Source organism: Streptomyces sp. NPDC060184 (assembly GCF_042728795.1).
Taxonomy (GTDB): Bacteria; Actinomycetota; Actinomycetes; order Streptomycetales; family Streptomycetaceae; genus Streptomyces.
On record NZ_JBHWYX010000001.1, the window covers coordinates 300,053 to 313,483 of the forward strand.

Annotated in this window: 14 protein-coding genes; 7 read left to right on the forward strand and 7 right to left on the reverse strand. The window is 72.5% G+C overall.

Annotation, left to right across the window (positions count from 1 at the left end; translation table 11 throughout):
* Positions 1-93: 93 nt before the first annotated feature.
* The 3 genes from ACFWEE_RS01250 (at position 94) to ACFWEE_RS01260 (ending at position 3,036) form a co-directional block, all read left to right on the forward strand.
* Positions 94-1,602, forward strand: a complete 1,509-nt coding sequence (locus ACFWEE_RS01250) for a DUF2252 domain-containing protein (RefSeq protein WP_386885289.1) — start codon at positions 94-96, stop codon at positions 1,600-1,602.
* 59 nt (positions 1,603-1,661) lie between these two features.
* Positions 1,662-2,630 carry a J domain-containing protein gene (locus ACFWEE_RS01255; RefSeq protein WP_386885290.1) on the forward strand — a complete coding sequence of 323 codons (969 nt, stop codon included), beginning with the start codon at positions 1,662-1,664 and terminating at the stop codon, positions 2,628-2,630.
* Between the two features lie 61 nt (positions 2,631-2,691).
* On the forward strand, positions 2,692-3,036 hold the full coding sequence (locus ACFWEE_RS01260; RefSeq protein WP_386885292.1) for a rhodanese-like domain-containing protein: 345 nt from the start codon (positions 2,692-2,694) through the stop codon (positions 3,034-3,036).
* Positions 3,037-3,151: 115 nt separating this feature from the next.
* On the opposite strand, the gene ACFWEE_RS01265 is transcribed toward ACFWEE_RS01260, so the two are convergent.
* From ACFWEE_RS01265 to paaA, 5 genes are read right to left on the reverse strand one after another with little or no spacing between them, the layout of a single operon-like run.
* Positions 3,152-4,255, reverse strand: coding sequence for a 2Fe-2S iron-sulfur cluster-binding protein (locus ACFWEE_RS01265; protein WP_386885294.1), 1,104 nt, complete (start codon positions 4,253-4,255; stop codon positions 3,152-3,154).
* Positions 4,256-4,753: a 1,2-phenylacetyl-CoA epoxidase subunit PaaD gene (gene paaD, locus ACFWEE_RS01270; RefSeq protein WP_386885295.1), complete on the reverse strand. Its 498-nt coding sequence runs from the start codon at positions 4,751-4,753 to the stop codon at positions 4,256-4,258.
* Positions 4,747-5,448, reverse strand: a complete 702-nt coding sequence (gene paaC, locus ACFWEE_RS01275) for a 1,2-phenylacetyl-CoA epoxidase subunit PaaC (RefSeq protein WP_386885426.1) — start codon at positions 5,446-5,448, stop codon at positions 4,747-4,749. Before paaC ends, paaD begins: the two co-directional genes overlap by 7 nt.
* 56 nt (positions 5,449-5,504) lie before the next feature.
* Positions 5,505-5,795 (reverse strand): 1,2-phenylacetyl-CoA epoxidase subunit PaaB, encoded by a 291-nt coding sequence (paaB, locus tag ACFWEE_RS01280; RefSeq protein WP_386885297.1) that lies wholly within the window; start codon positions 5,793-5,795, stop codon positions 5,505-5,507.
* Positions 5,792-6,913, reverse strand: coding sequence for a 1,2-phenylacetyl-CoA epoxidase subunit PaaA (gene paaA, locus ACFWEE_RS01285; RefSeq protein WP_386885299.1), 1,122 nt, complete (start codon positions 6,911-6,913; stop codon positions 5,792-5,794). Before paaA ends, paaB begins: the two co-directional genes overlap by 4 nt.
* A 114-nt stretch (positions 6,914-7,027) precedes the next feature.
* Between paaA and ACFWEE_RS01290 the strand changes: the two genes are divergently transcribed.
* The 3 genes from ACFWEE_RS01290 to ACFWEE_RS01300 are packed head-to-tail and all read left to right on the forward strand — an operon-like array spanning position 7,028 to position 10,268.
* Positions 7,028-8,269 carry a DUF5819 family protein gene (locus tag ACFWEE_RS01290; RefSeq protein WP_386885301.1) on the forward strand — a complete coding sequence of 414 codons (1,242 nt, stop codon included), beginning with the start codon at positions 7,028-7,030 and terminating at the stop codon, positions 8,267-8,269.
* A 14-nt stretch (positions 8,270-8,283) separates the two neighbouring features.
* On the forward strand, positions 8,284-9,558 hold the full coding sequence (locus ACFWEE_RS01295) for an HTTM domain-containing protein (RefSeq protein WP_386885428.1): 1,275 nt from the start codon (positions 8,284-8,286) through the stop codon (positions 9,556-9,558).
* Entirely contained in the window at positions 9,555-10,268 is a 714-nt protein-coding gene (locus tag ACFWEE_RS01300; RefSeq protein ID WP_386885303.1) for a TrmH family RNA methyltransferase, read from the forward strand. Before ACFWEE_RS01295 ends, ACFWEE_RS01300 begins: the two co-directional genes overlap by 4 nt.
* A 23-nt stretch (positions 10,269-10,291) precedes the next feature.
* Here ACFWEE_RS01300 and paaN read toward each other — a convergent pair whose 3' ends face one another.
* Positions 10,292-12,001, reverse strand: a complete 1,710-nt coding sequence (paaN, locus tag ACFWEE_RS01305) for a phenylacetic acid degradation protein PaaN (protein ID WP_386885305.1) — start codon at positions 11,999-12,001, stop codon at positions 10,292-10,294.
* Between the two features lie 123 nt (positions 12,002-12,124).
* Here paaN and ACFWEE_RS01310 point away from each other — a divergent pair, with 123 nt between their 5' ends.
* Positions 12,125-12,754 carry a TetR/AcrR family transcriptional regulator gene (locus ACFWEE_RS01310; RefSeq protein ID WP_386885307.1) on the forward strand — a complete coding sequence of 210 codons (630 nt, stop codon included), beginning with the start codon at positions 12,125-12,127 and terminating at the stop codon, positions 12,752-12,754.
* 40 nt (positions 12,755-12,794) lie between these two features.
* On the opposite strand, the gene ACFWEE_RS01315 is transcribed toward ACFWEE_RS01310, so the two are convergent.
* Complete coding sequence (locus tag ACFWEE_RS01315; RefSeq protein ID WP_386885308.1) at positions 12,795-13,301, reverse strand: Lrp/AsnC family transcriptional regulator; 507 nt, start codon at positions 13,299-13,301, stop codon at positions 12,795-12,797.
* Positions 13,302-13,431 lie beyond the last annotated feature (130 nt).

The window sequence follows — 13,431 nt, forward strand, 5'->3', positions numbered from 1 at the left end:
TCCACAGGGGCCGACGGCTCAGAGCGAACGGCGGTACGGTCAGGGCCCATTGAGGGCGAACAGGACCGCTGGTGGGCGGGGGAGGCGGTTTCCATGAGTGCGATCGACGTGTCGGCGATTTCGGTCGGGGTGGCGGAGTCGGTGGTGCCGGTGGCGACCGTCGTGGAGGTTTCGGCGGCCGGGGCTTTGGCGCCCGATGCGGTTTCCGGGGTGCCCGGGCCGCGCATTCCGGTGGTCCCGGGGTTCGCGCGTCGGACGGAGGAGTCCTCGCGCAAGGCTGCGGGCCGGGCGTTGCGGGAGCGGGTGCCGCGTGGAGCCCACGCGTCGCTGGCGCTTCCGGCGGGGCGGCCCGACGCGGTGCGGGCGGTCGAGGAATCGAACCGGGGCCGCGTGGCCGGTCTGACCCCGATACGGGTCGGACGGATGGCGGCCACTCCCTTCGCGTTCCTGCGCGGTGCGGCGGGGCTGATGGCCCACGACCTCACGGGGACGCCCGTCACCGGGGTGGGCGCGCAGCTCTGCGGCGACGCGCACGCGGCCAACTTCGGTCTGTACGGCGACGCGCGCGGCAACCTCGTCATCGACCTCAACGACTTCGACGAGACGGTCTTCGGCCCCTGGGAGTGGGACCTCAAGCGGCTGGCCGCCTCGTTCGTCCTCGCGGGCCGGGCGGCCGGCGCCGACGAGGACACCTGCCGCAAGGGTGCGTACGACGCGGTGGGCGCGTACCGGCGGACCATGCGGCTGCTCGCCCGGCTGCCCGCACTCGACGCCTGGAACGCCATCGCGGACGAGGCGCTCGTCTCGCACGCGGACGCGCGGGACCTTCTCGGGACGCTGGAGCGGGTCTCGGCGAAGGCCCGGAAGAACACGAGCGCCCGGTTCGCGGCCCGGTCCACCGAGGAGTCGGAGGACGGCGGGCGCCGGTTCGTGGACGCCCGGCCGGTGCTGCGCCGGGTCCCGGACGCGGAAGCGGCGGCGGTCGCGGCGGGGCTCGGCGACTACCTGGACACGCTTCCGGAGGACCGGGTGCCGCTGCTCGCCCGCCATGCCGTCCACGACGTGGCGTTCCGGGTGGTGGGGACGGGCAGCGTGGGGACCCGTTCGTACGTGGTGCTGCTGCTGGACCACCGGGGGGAGCCGCTGGTGCTCCAGGTGAAGGAGGCCCGGCCGTCGGCGTTGACGCCCCATCTGCCGGCGGTCGGTTTCGACGTTCCGGTGGTGGAGCACGAGGGGCGCCGGGTGGTGCTCGGGCAGAAGCGGATGCAGGTCGTCAGCGACCATCTGCTCGGCTGGGCCGAGGTCGAGGGCCGGCCCTACCAGGTGCGGCAGTTCAGGAACCGCAAGGGCAGCGTCGATCCGGCGGCGCTCGCCCCGGACGAGGTGGACGACTACGCGCGGATGACCGGCGCGCTCCTCGCGCGGGCCCACGCGCACAGTGCCGATCCGCGCCTCGTCGCCGGGTACTGCGGCAAGAACGACGAGCTGGAGGAGGCGGTGGCGGACTTCGCCGTGACGTACGCGGACCGGACCGAGGCGGACCACGCCGAACTCCTCAGGGCCATCAGGTCCGGACGGATAGCGGCCGAGCTGGGGGTCTGAGCGCTGAGCGGCCCCCCGCCGGGTCCTCGGCCCGGCCGCCGGGGCCATACGCTGGACGGGTGACCGACGAAGCCGCCGGGGTGGACACCACCCGGAACGACGATGACCGGCAGAGCCCCGACCACGTCCAGGACCTGGGGGGTCCGGGCGGCGAGCCCACCGCGGAAGGGGATGCGCCCGGCGCGGAGCCTTCCGGGACTCCTTCCGGGGCTCCCTCCGGGGAGGAAGCGGTGTCCGGTGCGGAGGAGACCGCCGCGCGGCCGGAAGCGCGGCTCGCCAAGGCCGTCCAGGCGGCCGAGCAGGCGCTGATCGAGTTCGAGATCGCGGTGGAGACCTTCCGGGTCGAGGTGGAGAACTTCTCCCGGCTGCACCATCAGAAGCTCGGCCCGATGTACGCCCGCCTCGACGAGCTGGACGCGCTCATCGCGGAGGCCACCGCCGCCCGCACCGGCGACCCGGAGGACGCCCGCAAGGCCCGGGAGAAGCGTGCCGCCGTCATGCCGATGCCGGGGGTGGAGGAACTGTTCCACGGCTGGATGGACTCGGAAGGGCTCTACCCCGAGGCCGTCGCCATGCTCACCGAGCAGACGGTTCAGCCGCCGAAGCGGGTGCGGCCCAGCGACGAGGCCCGCAAGCTCTACCGCGAGCTGGCCCGCAAGGCCCACCCCGACCTGGCGCGGGACGAGGCCGACCGGCAGCGGCGGGACGAGTTCATCGCCCGGGTCAACGCGGCGTACGGCCGGGGCGACGTGCCGTTGATGCGGGAGCTCGCCGACGAGTGGGCGGCGGACCCGGTGCGCCCGCCGGTGCTGCTGAGCGAGAGCGAGGAGCTCTACGCCCGGCTGGAGTGGCTCAGCCGGCGCAAGGAGCTGCTGACGGTGCTGGCACAGGAGCTGGAGCAGAGCGCGATCGGCTCGATGCTGCGGATGGCGCCGGACGACCCGGACCAGCTGCTGGTGGACATCGCCGACCAGTTGCTGGGCGAGGTGTCCCGCCGGGAAGCGGAGCTCGCGGAGCTGGTGCAGTAGCGTTTCGGTAGACGGTGTCGCGTATGCGGTATGCGCGTATGTACGAGAGAAGGCATGACCCATGAATTTCGCCCCGCTGCCCTCGGTGGACGTCGCTGCGGTGCCGTCGGACGGCTTCGTGCTCGACGTCCGTGAGAACGACGAGTGGGCTGCCGGTCATGTCGAGAGCGCCCTGCACATCCCGATGAGCGACTTCGTCAGCCGCTTCGGCGAGCTGACGGAGGCGGCCGAGGACGGCCGCCGCGTGCACGTGATGTGCCGCGTCGGCGGGCGGTCCGCGCAGGTCACCCAGTACCTCGTCCAGCAGGGCATCGACGCGGTGAACATCGAGGGCGGCATGCTCGCCTGGGACGGGGCCGGCCGTCCGATGGTCGCGGACAGCGGCGCGTCGCCCTTCGTCCTCTGAGCCGGACGACCGGAAGACGACCGGCTGACGACCGGACGACGACCGGCTGTCGACCGGACGACGACCGGCTGATCGCTGCCGGTCCCGGCGTCGGTCAGCCGGTCGAAGTCGATGGTCAGCGGTCGAAGTCGATGGTCACCTCGGGGGTGAGCGGGTGCGACTGGCAGGCCAGGACGAAACCCGCGTCGGTCTCCTCCGGTTCCAGCGCGTAGTTCCGGTCCATCCGCACCTCGCCCCGGACGAGGAAGGCACGGCAGGTGCCGCAGACCCCGCCCTTGCAGGCGTAGGGCGCGTCGGCACGCGTGCGGAGCACCGTCTCCAGCAGTGAATCGCCGTTCTCCACCGGCCAGCTGCCCGAACGCCCGTGCAGGGTCGCCGTCAGCGTGGCCTCCGCGGGGATGGCGGCCCCGGCCGCACCCCCGGCGCCCGCCGCGTCCGGAGCGGTCGCCGTCGGGGCGGTCGCCGCCGGTCCGGGGGAGTCCGCCACGTGGAAGATCTCCTGGTGTACCCGGCCGCGGTCGACGTCCAGCGCCCGCAGGGCCCGTTGGGCTTCCCGGACCAGTCCCAACGGTCCGCAGAGGAACCATCCGGCCACCTCCGGCACCGGCAGCAGGGCGGGCAGCAGCGAGGTCAGGCGGTCCTGTCCGAGCCGTCCGGCGGGCAGCCCCGCCGCCTGCTCCTCCCGGGAGAGCGCGGTGACGAGGTGGAAGCGGTCCGGGTAGCGGTCCTTGAGGTCGGCCACCTCGTCGAGGAACATCGTCGACGCCACCGTCCGGTCGCTGCGCACGAGACAGAACCGGGCCAGGGGCTCCCGAGCGAGCAGGGTCGCCGCGATCGAGAGGACCGGGGTGACGCCGCTGCCGCCGACCACCGCCGCGAAGAGCCCCGGCCGGGGCTCCAGCGTGAAGCGCCCGGCCGGAGGCATCGCCTCCACGTGGTCGCCGACCGCGAGCTCCTTGAGCGCGTACGTCGAGAAGGTGCCGCCGTCCACCAGGCGGATGCCGACCCGGAGCACCGGCGGGTCCGGTGCGGGCACGGCGGGGGAGCAGAGCGAGTAGGACCGCCGGATCTCCTCGCCGGCCGCTTCGTAGCGCACGTTGAGGTGCTGGCCCGGTACGTGGCGGAAGGTCTCCCGCAGGGCGTCCGGGACCTCGAACGTCACGGCCACCGCGTCGTCCGTGATGCGTTCGACGGCGCCGACCCGGAGCGGATGGAACATCTACAACTCCTTGAAGTGGTCAAAGGGTTCGCGGCAGTCGACGCACCGGCGCAGCGCCTTGCAGGCGGTGGAGGAGAATCTGCTGAGCAGCTCGGTGCGGGTCGAGCCGCAGTGCGGGCAGCGCACGGCGAGGGCGAGCGGAACGGCTCCGTCGGCGGCGTGCACGGGGCGCGGGGGCGCCATGCCGGAGGCCGCCAGCTTGCGACGGCCCTCCGCGCTGATGTCGTCCGTGGACCAGGCCGGGGTCAGCACGGTGACCACCGAGACCTGGGCCATGCCGCGGTCGTGGAGGGCGCGTTCGATGTCGTGGGCCATGGTCTCCACGGCGGGGCAGCCGGTGTACGTCGGGGTGAGGGTGACGGTGACGCGGCCGGGTCCCTCCACCCGGACACCGCGCAGGACGCCGAGTTCTCCGAGCGTCACCACCGGCAGCTCCGGGTCCGGTACGGCTCCGGCGACGGTGCGCAGCTCCTCCTCCAGTGGGGTCGTGGTCACCATGTCGCCCCCGGGTGGCTGCGGTGGAGGTGCTGCATCTCGGCGATCATCCGCCCGAAGGGCTCGGTGTGCAGTCCCTGGCGGCCGGCGCCCGCCGTCCAGGCGCCGCTCCTGGGGCCGGTGGGCAGGGAGAGGGCGGCGCGCTCGACCACGTCCGTGACCGAGGCCAGCCAGTCGTGACCGAGGGCTTCCCAGTCGATGTCGACGCCTTCGACGGGCTGGAGGAGTTCGCCGGTGAACTTCCAGAGCCCGTCGAGTCCTTCGCCCATCCGCCGGTGGCTCTCCTCGGTGCCGTCGCCGAGTCGCAGGGTCCACTGCTCGGCGTGGTCCTGGTGGTAGGCGACCTCCTTCACGGCCTTCGCCGCCAGCGGTGCGAACGCGCTCGTTCCGGTCGCCAGCCGCTCGTACAGGAGGCGCTGGTAGACGGAGAAGTAGAGCTGGCGGGCGATGGTGCGGGCGAAGTCGCCGTTCTCCTGCTCGACCAACTGCGTGTTGCGGAAGGCGCGTTCCTCGCGGAGGTAGGCGAGTTCGTCCTCGTCGCCCACGAGGGAGAGGAGCACCCGGGCCTGGCCGAGGAGGTCCAGAGCGATGTTGGCGAGGGCGACCTCCTCCTCCAGCACCGGGGCGTGACCGGCCCACTCCCCCAGCCGGTGCGACAGCACCAGCGCGTCGTCGCCCAACGCGAGGGCACCGGCCAGCAGTCCGGGCGGCGGGGAGGCCGTGGTGCCGGGCGTCGCGCCGTGCGGGGCGGCGGTCACAGGTGCTTCACCCCTTCCGGGATCTCGTAGAAGGTGGGGTGGCGGTAGGGTTTGTCGGCGGCCGGTTCGAAGAAGGAGTCCTTCTCGTCGGGGGACGAGGCGGTGATCGCGGTGGAGGGCACCACCCAGATCGAGACGCCTTCCGCGCGGCGGGTGTAGAGGTCGCGGGCGTTGCGCAGGGCCATGGTGGCGTCGGGGGCGTGCAGGCTGCCCGCATGGGTGTGGGAGAGCCCTCGGCGGGAGCGGACGAACACCTCCCACAGCGGCCAGTCGGTCGGGCTGCTCATGCCGTCGCCTCCTCGTTCCGGGCCGGGGTGGTGGGTGCCTCCGCGGCGGTGTCCGTAGCGGGGGAGGGCGCGGACGGGGACGGCCGGCCAGGGGGCCGCGGGGGCGGGGACTGCTCAAGAGCGCGCTGCGGGGGCTCGGGCCGCGCGTGCTTCGTGGCGTACGCGGCGGCGGCGTCGCGTACCCAGGCGCCGGCTTCGTGGGCGCCGCGGCGCTGGGCGAGCCGCTGGTCGTTGCACGGGCCGTTGCCCTTGAGGACCTCCTGGAACTCCGTCCAGTCGATGGCGCCGTAGTCGTGGTGGCCCCGGTCGTCGTTCCACCGGAGGCCGGGGTCGGGGAGGGAGAGGCCGAGGGCTTCGGCCTGGGGCACGCAGATGTCCACGAACCGCTGACGGAGCTCGTCGTTGGAGTGGCGCTTGATCTTCCAGGCCATCGACTGCGCGGAGTGCGCGGACGCGTCGTCCGGCGGGCCGAACATCATCAGCGACGGCCACCACCAGCGGTCCACCGCGTCCTGCGCCATCGCGTGCTGGGCCGGTGTGCCCCGGCTCAGCGCGAGCAGGAGTTCGTACCCCTGGCGCTGGTGGAAGGACTCCTCCTTGCAGATGCGGACCATCGCGCGGGCGTAGGGGCCGTAGGAACAGCGGCAGAGCGGCACCTGGTTGGTGATGGCGGCGCCGTCCACCAGCCAGCCGATCGCGCCCACGTCCGCCCAGGTCAGCGTCGGGTAGTTGAAGATCGACGAATAGCGCTGACGGCCCGCGTGCAGCTTGTCGAGCAACTCCGCCCGGCTGGTCCCCAGGGTCTCCGCGGCGCTGTAGAGGTACAGGCCGTGGCCCGCCTCGTCCTGCACCTTGGCCATCAGGATGGCCTTGCGGCGCAGCGAGGGGGCGCGGGTGATCCAGTTGGCTTCGGGCTGCATCCCGATGATCTCGGAGTGCGCGTGCTGGGCCATCTGGCGGACCAGTGAGGCGCGGTACGCGTCCGGCATCCAGTCGCGGGGCTCGATCCGCTCGTCCGCCGCCACGGTGGCCTCGAACGCCGCCGTGCGGCCGTCCTCCCCCACCGCGGCTGCGTCCGCACCGTCCGGTGACTGCCGACCTGCGATCGCTGTCCCCATGACCCCTCCGTCCCGACCGATCGTTCGGTTCGTCCGCTTCAATGGTCGGTCGGTGGACCGTAGGGTGTCAACCCTGTGGATGGCCGAGGGATGATCGACGACGATCGGGGCGGTATGGAATCGGATCACAGGGGGCGCTCGGAACGTCGGCCGACGGCCGGTGCGGGCGAGGGATCGGACGAGGTACGCGCGGACGCGGCGCCCCAGGAGGCGCCGGGGCTCTCCACGGAACGCACGGAACGCACGGAACGCACGGAACGGCCCGGTGGGCCTGCCGTCGAGGAACCGGTCGCCGGTGGATCCGCCGAGGGGGAGCCCGCCGAGGGCGGGGCTACCGAGGGCGGGGCTACCGAGGGGGAGCCCGCCGAGGGGGAGTCCGGCGAAGGGGTAACCGCCGGAGGGAAGCTCTCCGAAGGGGAGTCCGAGGAGCGGGGTGTCGCCGCGTCCCGGCCTCCCGGGACGGACGGGCACGAGCCCGCGCCGATATCCGAGGGGCACGACGCGGGCCGCGACCACGACGGGGACGTCGCCGCTTCCGGCGCCGCACCGCACGCGCCGGCCGGGGAAGGCGACCGGCACGGCGCCGTGGGTGCGGGGCGTGAGGGCGGTGACGACGGTACGGGCGGCCCCGGTACCGCGTCGGAGGCGCTGTCCGGCGCGGCTCCCGGCCCGGCGCGTGTCGGGATGGCCGGGCTGTCGACCGGATACCGGGTCGTCGCGGGACTGGTGATGGCCGGAATCGGCCTGCTCGCCTGTGCCCACCTGGGCATGGTCTTTCTGCACGTGGCGCCGTCGAACACGCTCTCCAAGGAGCACGCGGAGCGCGTCAACAAGTGGATCTATCCGGAGTTCGAGCAGAACTGGAAGCTTTTCGCTCCGAATCCGCTCCAGCTGAACATCTCCGTGCATGTCCGGGCGGAGGTCGTCAGCCCCGACGGGGATCGTCGCACCACCCCCTGGATGAGCCTCACCGCGGAGGACGCGGAGGCGATCCGGAGCAACCCGCTGCCCAGCCACGCCGACCAGAACGAGTTGCGCAGGGCCTGGGACTTCTTCGTCAACAGCCATGACGACAAGAACCGTTCGACCGGAACGCGCGGAGTGCTCGCCGAGGCCTATCTGCGGCGCATCGTGATGCTCCGCCTGGACGGGCACGACTACGGCGGGACCGTCGAACGCATCCAGCTGCGTTCGTCGTCGCGCCGGGTCGCGGCACCCCCGTGGAGCGCCGAGAAGGTCAGCACCCGTCCCATGTACCGCGAGCTCGGGTGGTGGAACGTGTCCACCGACGATCTGCCCGAGGGCGGCGCGGCGTCCCGGGCCGCCGCGACGTCCGGCGAGGAGGCCGACCAGTGAGCACCGCCCCCACGATGCCCGCCGCCGAACCTGCCGGTCCCCGTTGGCCGTCGGGGCCGGTCGGCCGCTCCGTCCAGCGGATCACCGCGTCCGCTCTCGGCCCGTACCAGAGCGCCGTGATCCGGATCGGGTTCACCGCCACGTATCTGCTGTTCCTGCTGCGGGAAGTGCCGTACCGGCAGGAGCTCTACGGGCCGGACTCCCCCTGGCAGTGGGAGCTGGCGCACCGGCTGATATCCGACAACCACGCCTTCACCGTCCTGATGTGGTCGGACAGTTCCGCGTGGTTCGAGGCGGTCTACGCGCTCACCCTCGCGGCGGCGTTCTGCACGATGATCGGGTGGCGTACCCGGACGATGTCCGTCCTGTTCATGGTCGGGGTCCTCTCCATCCAGAACCGCAACGTCTTCATGGGCGACGGCGGCGACAACGTCGTCCATCTGATGGCGATCTACCTCGTGCTGACCCGCTGCGCCCAGGTCTGGTCGCTCGACGCGCGGCGGGCCGCGCGGAACGCGGCGCGGCGGGCGCGGGGTCTGCGGCCGTCCCGGGACGTCGTCGGTCCGGTGCTCTGGTCGGTGCTCGGAGCGGTCCTGGTGGTCGCCACGGTGCAGGACGGCCTCGGCGGCACCTGGTGGCTGCCGAAGCTGCTGTGGGCGCTCTGGCTGGGGGCCGCCGCCTGGTGGATCACGAACCGGAACGCGCGGGACGGGGAGGTCCGGGTGCTGCTCGACGTGGTGGCCAACCTCGCCCACAACGCGGCCCTCGTGGTGATCATGGCCGAGGTCTGCCTGATCTACGCCACTGCGGGCTGGTACAAGATCCAGGGCTCGCGCTGGCAGGACGGCACCGCGCTGTACTACCCGCTCAAGCTGGACTACTTCACCCCGTGGCCCGAGCTCTCGAACCTCCTTGCGGGCAGCGCGGTGATGGTGATGGTGGTGACGTACGCGACGGTGATCGTGCAGGTGGCGTTCCCGTTCACGCTCTTCAACCGGCGGGTCAAGAACGTCCTGCTCGTCGTGATGATGGGTGAGCACGCGGGGATCGCGGTCCTGCTGGGCCTGCCCTTCTTCTCGATGGCGATGATCTCGGCGGACGCCGTCTTCCTGCCCACCGTCTTCCTGGTGTGGCTCGGCGGCCGGGTCGGCGCCGGCCGGGACCGGCTGCTGGCCAGGGTCGGCAGCCGTACGGGCGCAGCCCGCGTGCCCGGCCCGCGGGGGTCGGCGGGACCGGGCGGGGAGGCCCCGAGGCGTCCCGTCGACGGGGGCCATACGCTCGTCGGGTGAGCAGTGAGACCGGCAGTACAGAGGAATGCGGGCCCTTCGTGGCCGAGGGGCCCGATCCGGCCGCGGAACCGGCGCAGTACGACGACGGGTTCGGGGACGGGATCGGCGTCGGACCGCACCCGGCCCCCTGGCCGGAGGACGAGCGGTACGACCCCGAGCTGCTGGCGGGCGGCGACCGGCGCAACGTGGTGGACGAGTACCGCTACTGGACCCGTGAGGCGATCGTCGCCGACCTGGACCTGCGGCGCCACGACTTCCACGTGGCGGTGGAGAACTGGGGCCACGACTTCAACATCGGGTCGGTCGTCCGCACCGCGAACGCCTTCCTGGCGAAGGAGATCCACATCGTCGGCCGGCGGCGCTGGAACCGGCGCGGTGCCATGGTCACCGACCGCTACCAGCATGTCCGCCACCACCCGGACACCGCCGACCTGACCGCTTGGGCGGCGGCGGAGGGGCTGCCGATCATCGGGATCGACAACCTCCCGGGGGCCGTCCCGCTGGAGCGGACGGTGCTGCCCCGGCGGTGTGTGCTGCTCTTCGGCCAGGAGGGTCCGGGCCTCACGGAGGAGGCCAGGGCCCACGCCTCGATGGTCTGCTCGATCGCGCAGTTCGGTTCGACGCGGTCGATCAACGCGGGGGCCGCCGCCGCCGTCGCCATGCACGCGTGGGTCCAGCGGTACGCGGACGTGCCGGACCCCTCGGCCTGACCCCGGATCCGGTCCCCGGGGCCTCAGGCCTGGCGCCGGACCTCGATGGTGCGGAAGCGTCCCGAGACGAACGCGCCGTCGCAGAGGGCCGCGTTGGCCGCCGGGTTGCCGCCCGAGCCGTGGAAGTCGGAGAAGGCGGCCGTCTGGTTGACGTAGACCCCGCCGGTGAGGTTCAGCGACAGCTGGGCCGACTCCTCCAGGCAGACCTCCTCGATCGCGCGCTCCACCTCGGGCGAGGTGGTGTAGGCGCCGACCGTCATCGCGCCCTTCTCCCGGATGGTCCGGCGCAGCAGGTCCACCGCGTCGGTGACGGAGTCCACCGAGACGGCGAAGGACACCGGGCCGAAGCACTCGGAGAGGTGGACGGGGTCGCCGCCGTCCGGGCCGGGCTCCTTGGCGAGGACCTTGACGACGACCGGCGTGCGCACCACCGCGTCGGGGAACTCCGGGTGCGGTACCGCGCGTGAGGCCAGGGCCACCTCACCGAGGTCCGGGGCGGCTTCGAGCCGGCTTCGCACGTCCGGGTTGACCAGAGCCCCGAGGAGGGCGGTGGCGCGTGCGTCGTCGCCGAGGAGCCCGTCGACCGCCGCCGCGAGGTCCGCGACCACCTCGTCGTACGTCCTGGGGCCGGTCTCGGTGCTGATGCCGTCGCGGGGGACGAGGAGGTTCTGCGGGGTGGTGCACATCTGGCCGCTGTAGAGGGAGAGCGAGAACGCGAGGTTGGCGAGCATTCCGGCGTAGTCGTCGGTGGAGTCGATCACCACGGTGTTGACCCCGGCCTTCTCGGTGTACACCTGGGCCTGGCGGGCGTGGGTCTCCAGCCAGTCGCCGAAGGCGGTGGAGCCGGTGTAGTCGATGATCCGGACCTCCGGGCGCACCGCCAGCTCCTTGGCGATGCCCTCGCCGGGGCGCTCGGCCGTCAGCGCGACGAGGTTCGGGTCGAATCCGGTCTCCGCGAGCACGTCGCGCGCGATCCGGACGGTGAGCGCGAGCGGCAGCACGGCGCGCGGGTGCGGCTTGACGAGGACGGGGTTGCCGGTGGCGAGCGAGGCGAAGAGGCCCGGGTAGCTGTTCCAGGTGGGGAAGGTGTTGCAGCCGATCAGCAGCGAGACACCGCGCCCGACCGCGGTGAACGACTTCCGCAGCCGGAGCGGATCGCGCTTGCCCTGCGGCTTGGACCAGTCGGCCTCCGCGGGGGTGCGGAGCTGTTCTTCGTACGCGTACGCCACCGCCTCCAGGCCGCGGTCCTGGGCGTGCGGGCCGCCCGCCTGGAACGCCATCAGGAAGGCCTGCCCGCTGGTGTGCATGACGGCCTGTGCCAGCTCGTGCGTGCGGGCGCCGATGCGCGCCAGGATCTCCAGGCAGACCAGCGCCCGCGCCTCCGGGCCCGCGTCCCGCCAGGCGGCGGTGGCGGCGCGCATCGCGGGCAGCAGGACGTCGGGGTCGGCGTGCGGGTACTCGATGCCCAGCTCGGGGCCGTACGGGGAGATCTCGGCGCCCGCCCAGCCGTCGGTGCCGGGCTGGCCGAGGTCGAACCGGGTGTGCAGGAGCGCGTCGAACGCCGCCTTGCCCTCCGCCGCGCCGAGGCTGCCGGGCGCCCCGCCCTCGCCGTACGCCTTGGGGTGCTCCGGGTGGGGCGACCAGTACGCGCGGGTCCGGATGGCGTCGAGGGCCTGGTCGAGCGTGGGCCGGTGGGTCTCGGACAGCTTCTGGAGGGAGAGCGCGGCGGCCATGGCGGACCAACTCCTCATCGAGCCGGGCGGGGACGTGCTGACGGAGTTAGATTAACCGAACGATCGGTCGGGACAAGGGGGCCCGGACAACCTGTGGACAACTCATGGGGGAGGATCGCGTCCATGACCACGGCCAAGCGGGACACGTACACCCCGGAGACCCTGCTCGCCGTCGCCGTGCGGGTCTTCAACGAGCGCGGATACGACGGCACGTCCATGGAGCACCTCTCCCGGGCGGCGGGCATCTCGAAGTCCTCGATCTACCACCATGTGGCGGGCAAGGAGGAGCTTTTGCACCGTGCGGTGAGCCGGGCGATCGACGGGCTCTTCGGGATTCTCGACGAGCCGGGCGCGGGCCGGGGGCGCGCGGTCGAGCGGGTCGAATACGTCACGCGCCGCACGGTCGAGGTGCTGATGGCCGAGCTGCCGTACGTCACCCTGCTGCTGCGCGTCCGGGGCAACACCAAGACCGAGCGGTGGGCGCTGGAGCGGCGCCGCGAGTTCGACCAGCGGGTGGCGGCCCTGCTGAAGGCGGCCGTCGCGGACGGGGACCTCCGGGCCGACGTGGACATACGGCTGGCCACCCGGCTGCTGTTCGGCATGGTGAACTCGCTGGTCGAGTGGTACCGCCCGCAGCCCGAGGGGGCCGTCGGCGGTACGGGCGGCGCCCCCGACGGGGTGCTCGGGGCGGACGACCTGCCGGGGACCGTTGTACGCCTCGCCTTCGACGGGATGCGTTCCGCCGGCCGGTGACGCTTCGGGCGACAGCCGGACCCTTTGCTCGAAGACCAAGCTAGGGGTTGTCCCGGCCGTGGCCGAGTTCGGTCTCCTCGAACACCAGCAGGGTGCGGGTGGAGAGCACCTCGGGAATGGCCTGAATGCGGGTGAGGACGAGCTCGCGCAGCGCCCGGTTGTCCGGCGTGTGCACCAGGAGCAGTACGTCGAAATCGCCGCTGACCAGCGCGATGTGGGTGGCGCCCGGGAGCGCCTGGAGCTCCTCGCGCACGGTCCGCCAGGAATTCTGCACGATCTTGAGCGTGATGTACGCGGATGCCCCCTGCCCGGCCCGCTCGTGGTCGATCCGGGCGCTGAACCCGCGGATGACCCCGTCCTCGACCAGCCGGTTGATGCGGGCGTAGGCGTTGGCCCGCGATACGTGCACCTGCTCGGCGACGGCCCGTATCGAGGCCCGGCCGTCGGTACGGAGGATGCGCAGGATGTCCTGGTCGACGGCGTCCAGCGGACGGGGCGGCGGTGTCGGCCCCGTCCCCGGCCCTCCGGCCATTCGTTCAGCTGCCATGCCCCCGCGCCTCCCTGTTGTGGACGAGCTGCCTCCATCCCAGGCTGTGGACAACCGTTTGTCCACAGGGCGAGGGGGGCTGTAGCCAGAATGCGCCCACGACCGAACAATCGTTGGGTGAGACACGTCA

Coding starts and splice junctions, on each gene's coding strand:
- paaD (WP_386885295.1), bottom strand. CDS start 4,753: ATGGTGACCACGACCCCACTGGAGGAGGAGCTGCGCACCGTCGCCGGA.
- ACFWEE_RS01250 (WP_386885289.1), top strand. CDS start 94: ATGAGTGCGATCGACGTGTCGGCGATTTCGGTCGGGGTGGCGGAGTCG.
- ACFWEE_RS01295 (WP_386885428.1), top strand. CDS start 8,284: ATGCCCGCCGCCGAACCTGCCGGTCCCCGTTGGCCGTCGGGGCCGGTC.
- ACFWEE_RS01290 (WP_386885301.1), top strand. CDS start 7,028: ATGGAATCGGATCACAGGGGGCGCTCGGAACGTCGGCCGACGGCCGGT.
- ACFWEE_RS01310 (WP_386885307.1), top strand. CDS start 12,125: ATGACCACGGCCAAGCGGGACACGTACACCCCGGAGACCCTGCTCGCC.
- paaA (WP_386885299.1), bottom strand. CDS start 6,913: ATGGGGACAGCGATCGCAGGTCGGCAGTCACCGGACGGTGCGGACGCA.
- ACFWEE_RS01265 (WP_386885294.1), bottom strand. CDS start 4,255: ATGTTCCATCCGCTCCGGGTCGGCGCCGTCGAACGCATCACGGACGAC.
- ACFWEE_RS01260 (WP_386885292.1), top strand. CDS start 2,692: ATGAATTTCGCCCCGCTGCCCTCGGTGGACGTCGCTGCGGTGCCGTCG.
- paaN (WP_386885305.1), bottom strand. CDS start 12,001: ATGGCCGCCGCGCTCTCCCTCCAGAAGCTGTCCGAGACCCACCGGCCC.
- paaB (WP_386885297.1), bottom strand. CDS start 5,795: ATGAGCAGCCCGACCGACTGGCCGCTGTGGGAGGTGTTCGTCCGCTCC.
- ACFWEE_RS01315 (WP_386885308.1), bottom strand. CDS start 13,301: ATGGCAGCTGAACGAATGGCCGGAGGGCCGGGGACGGGGCCGACACCG.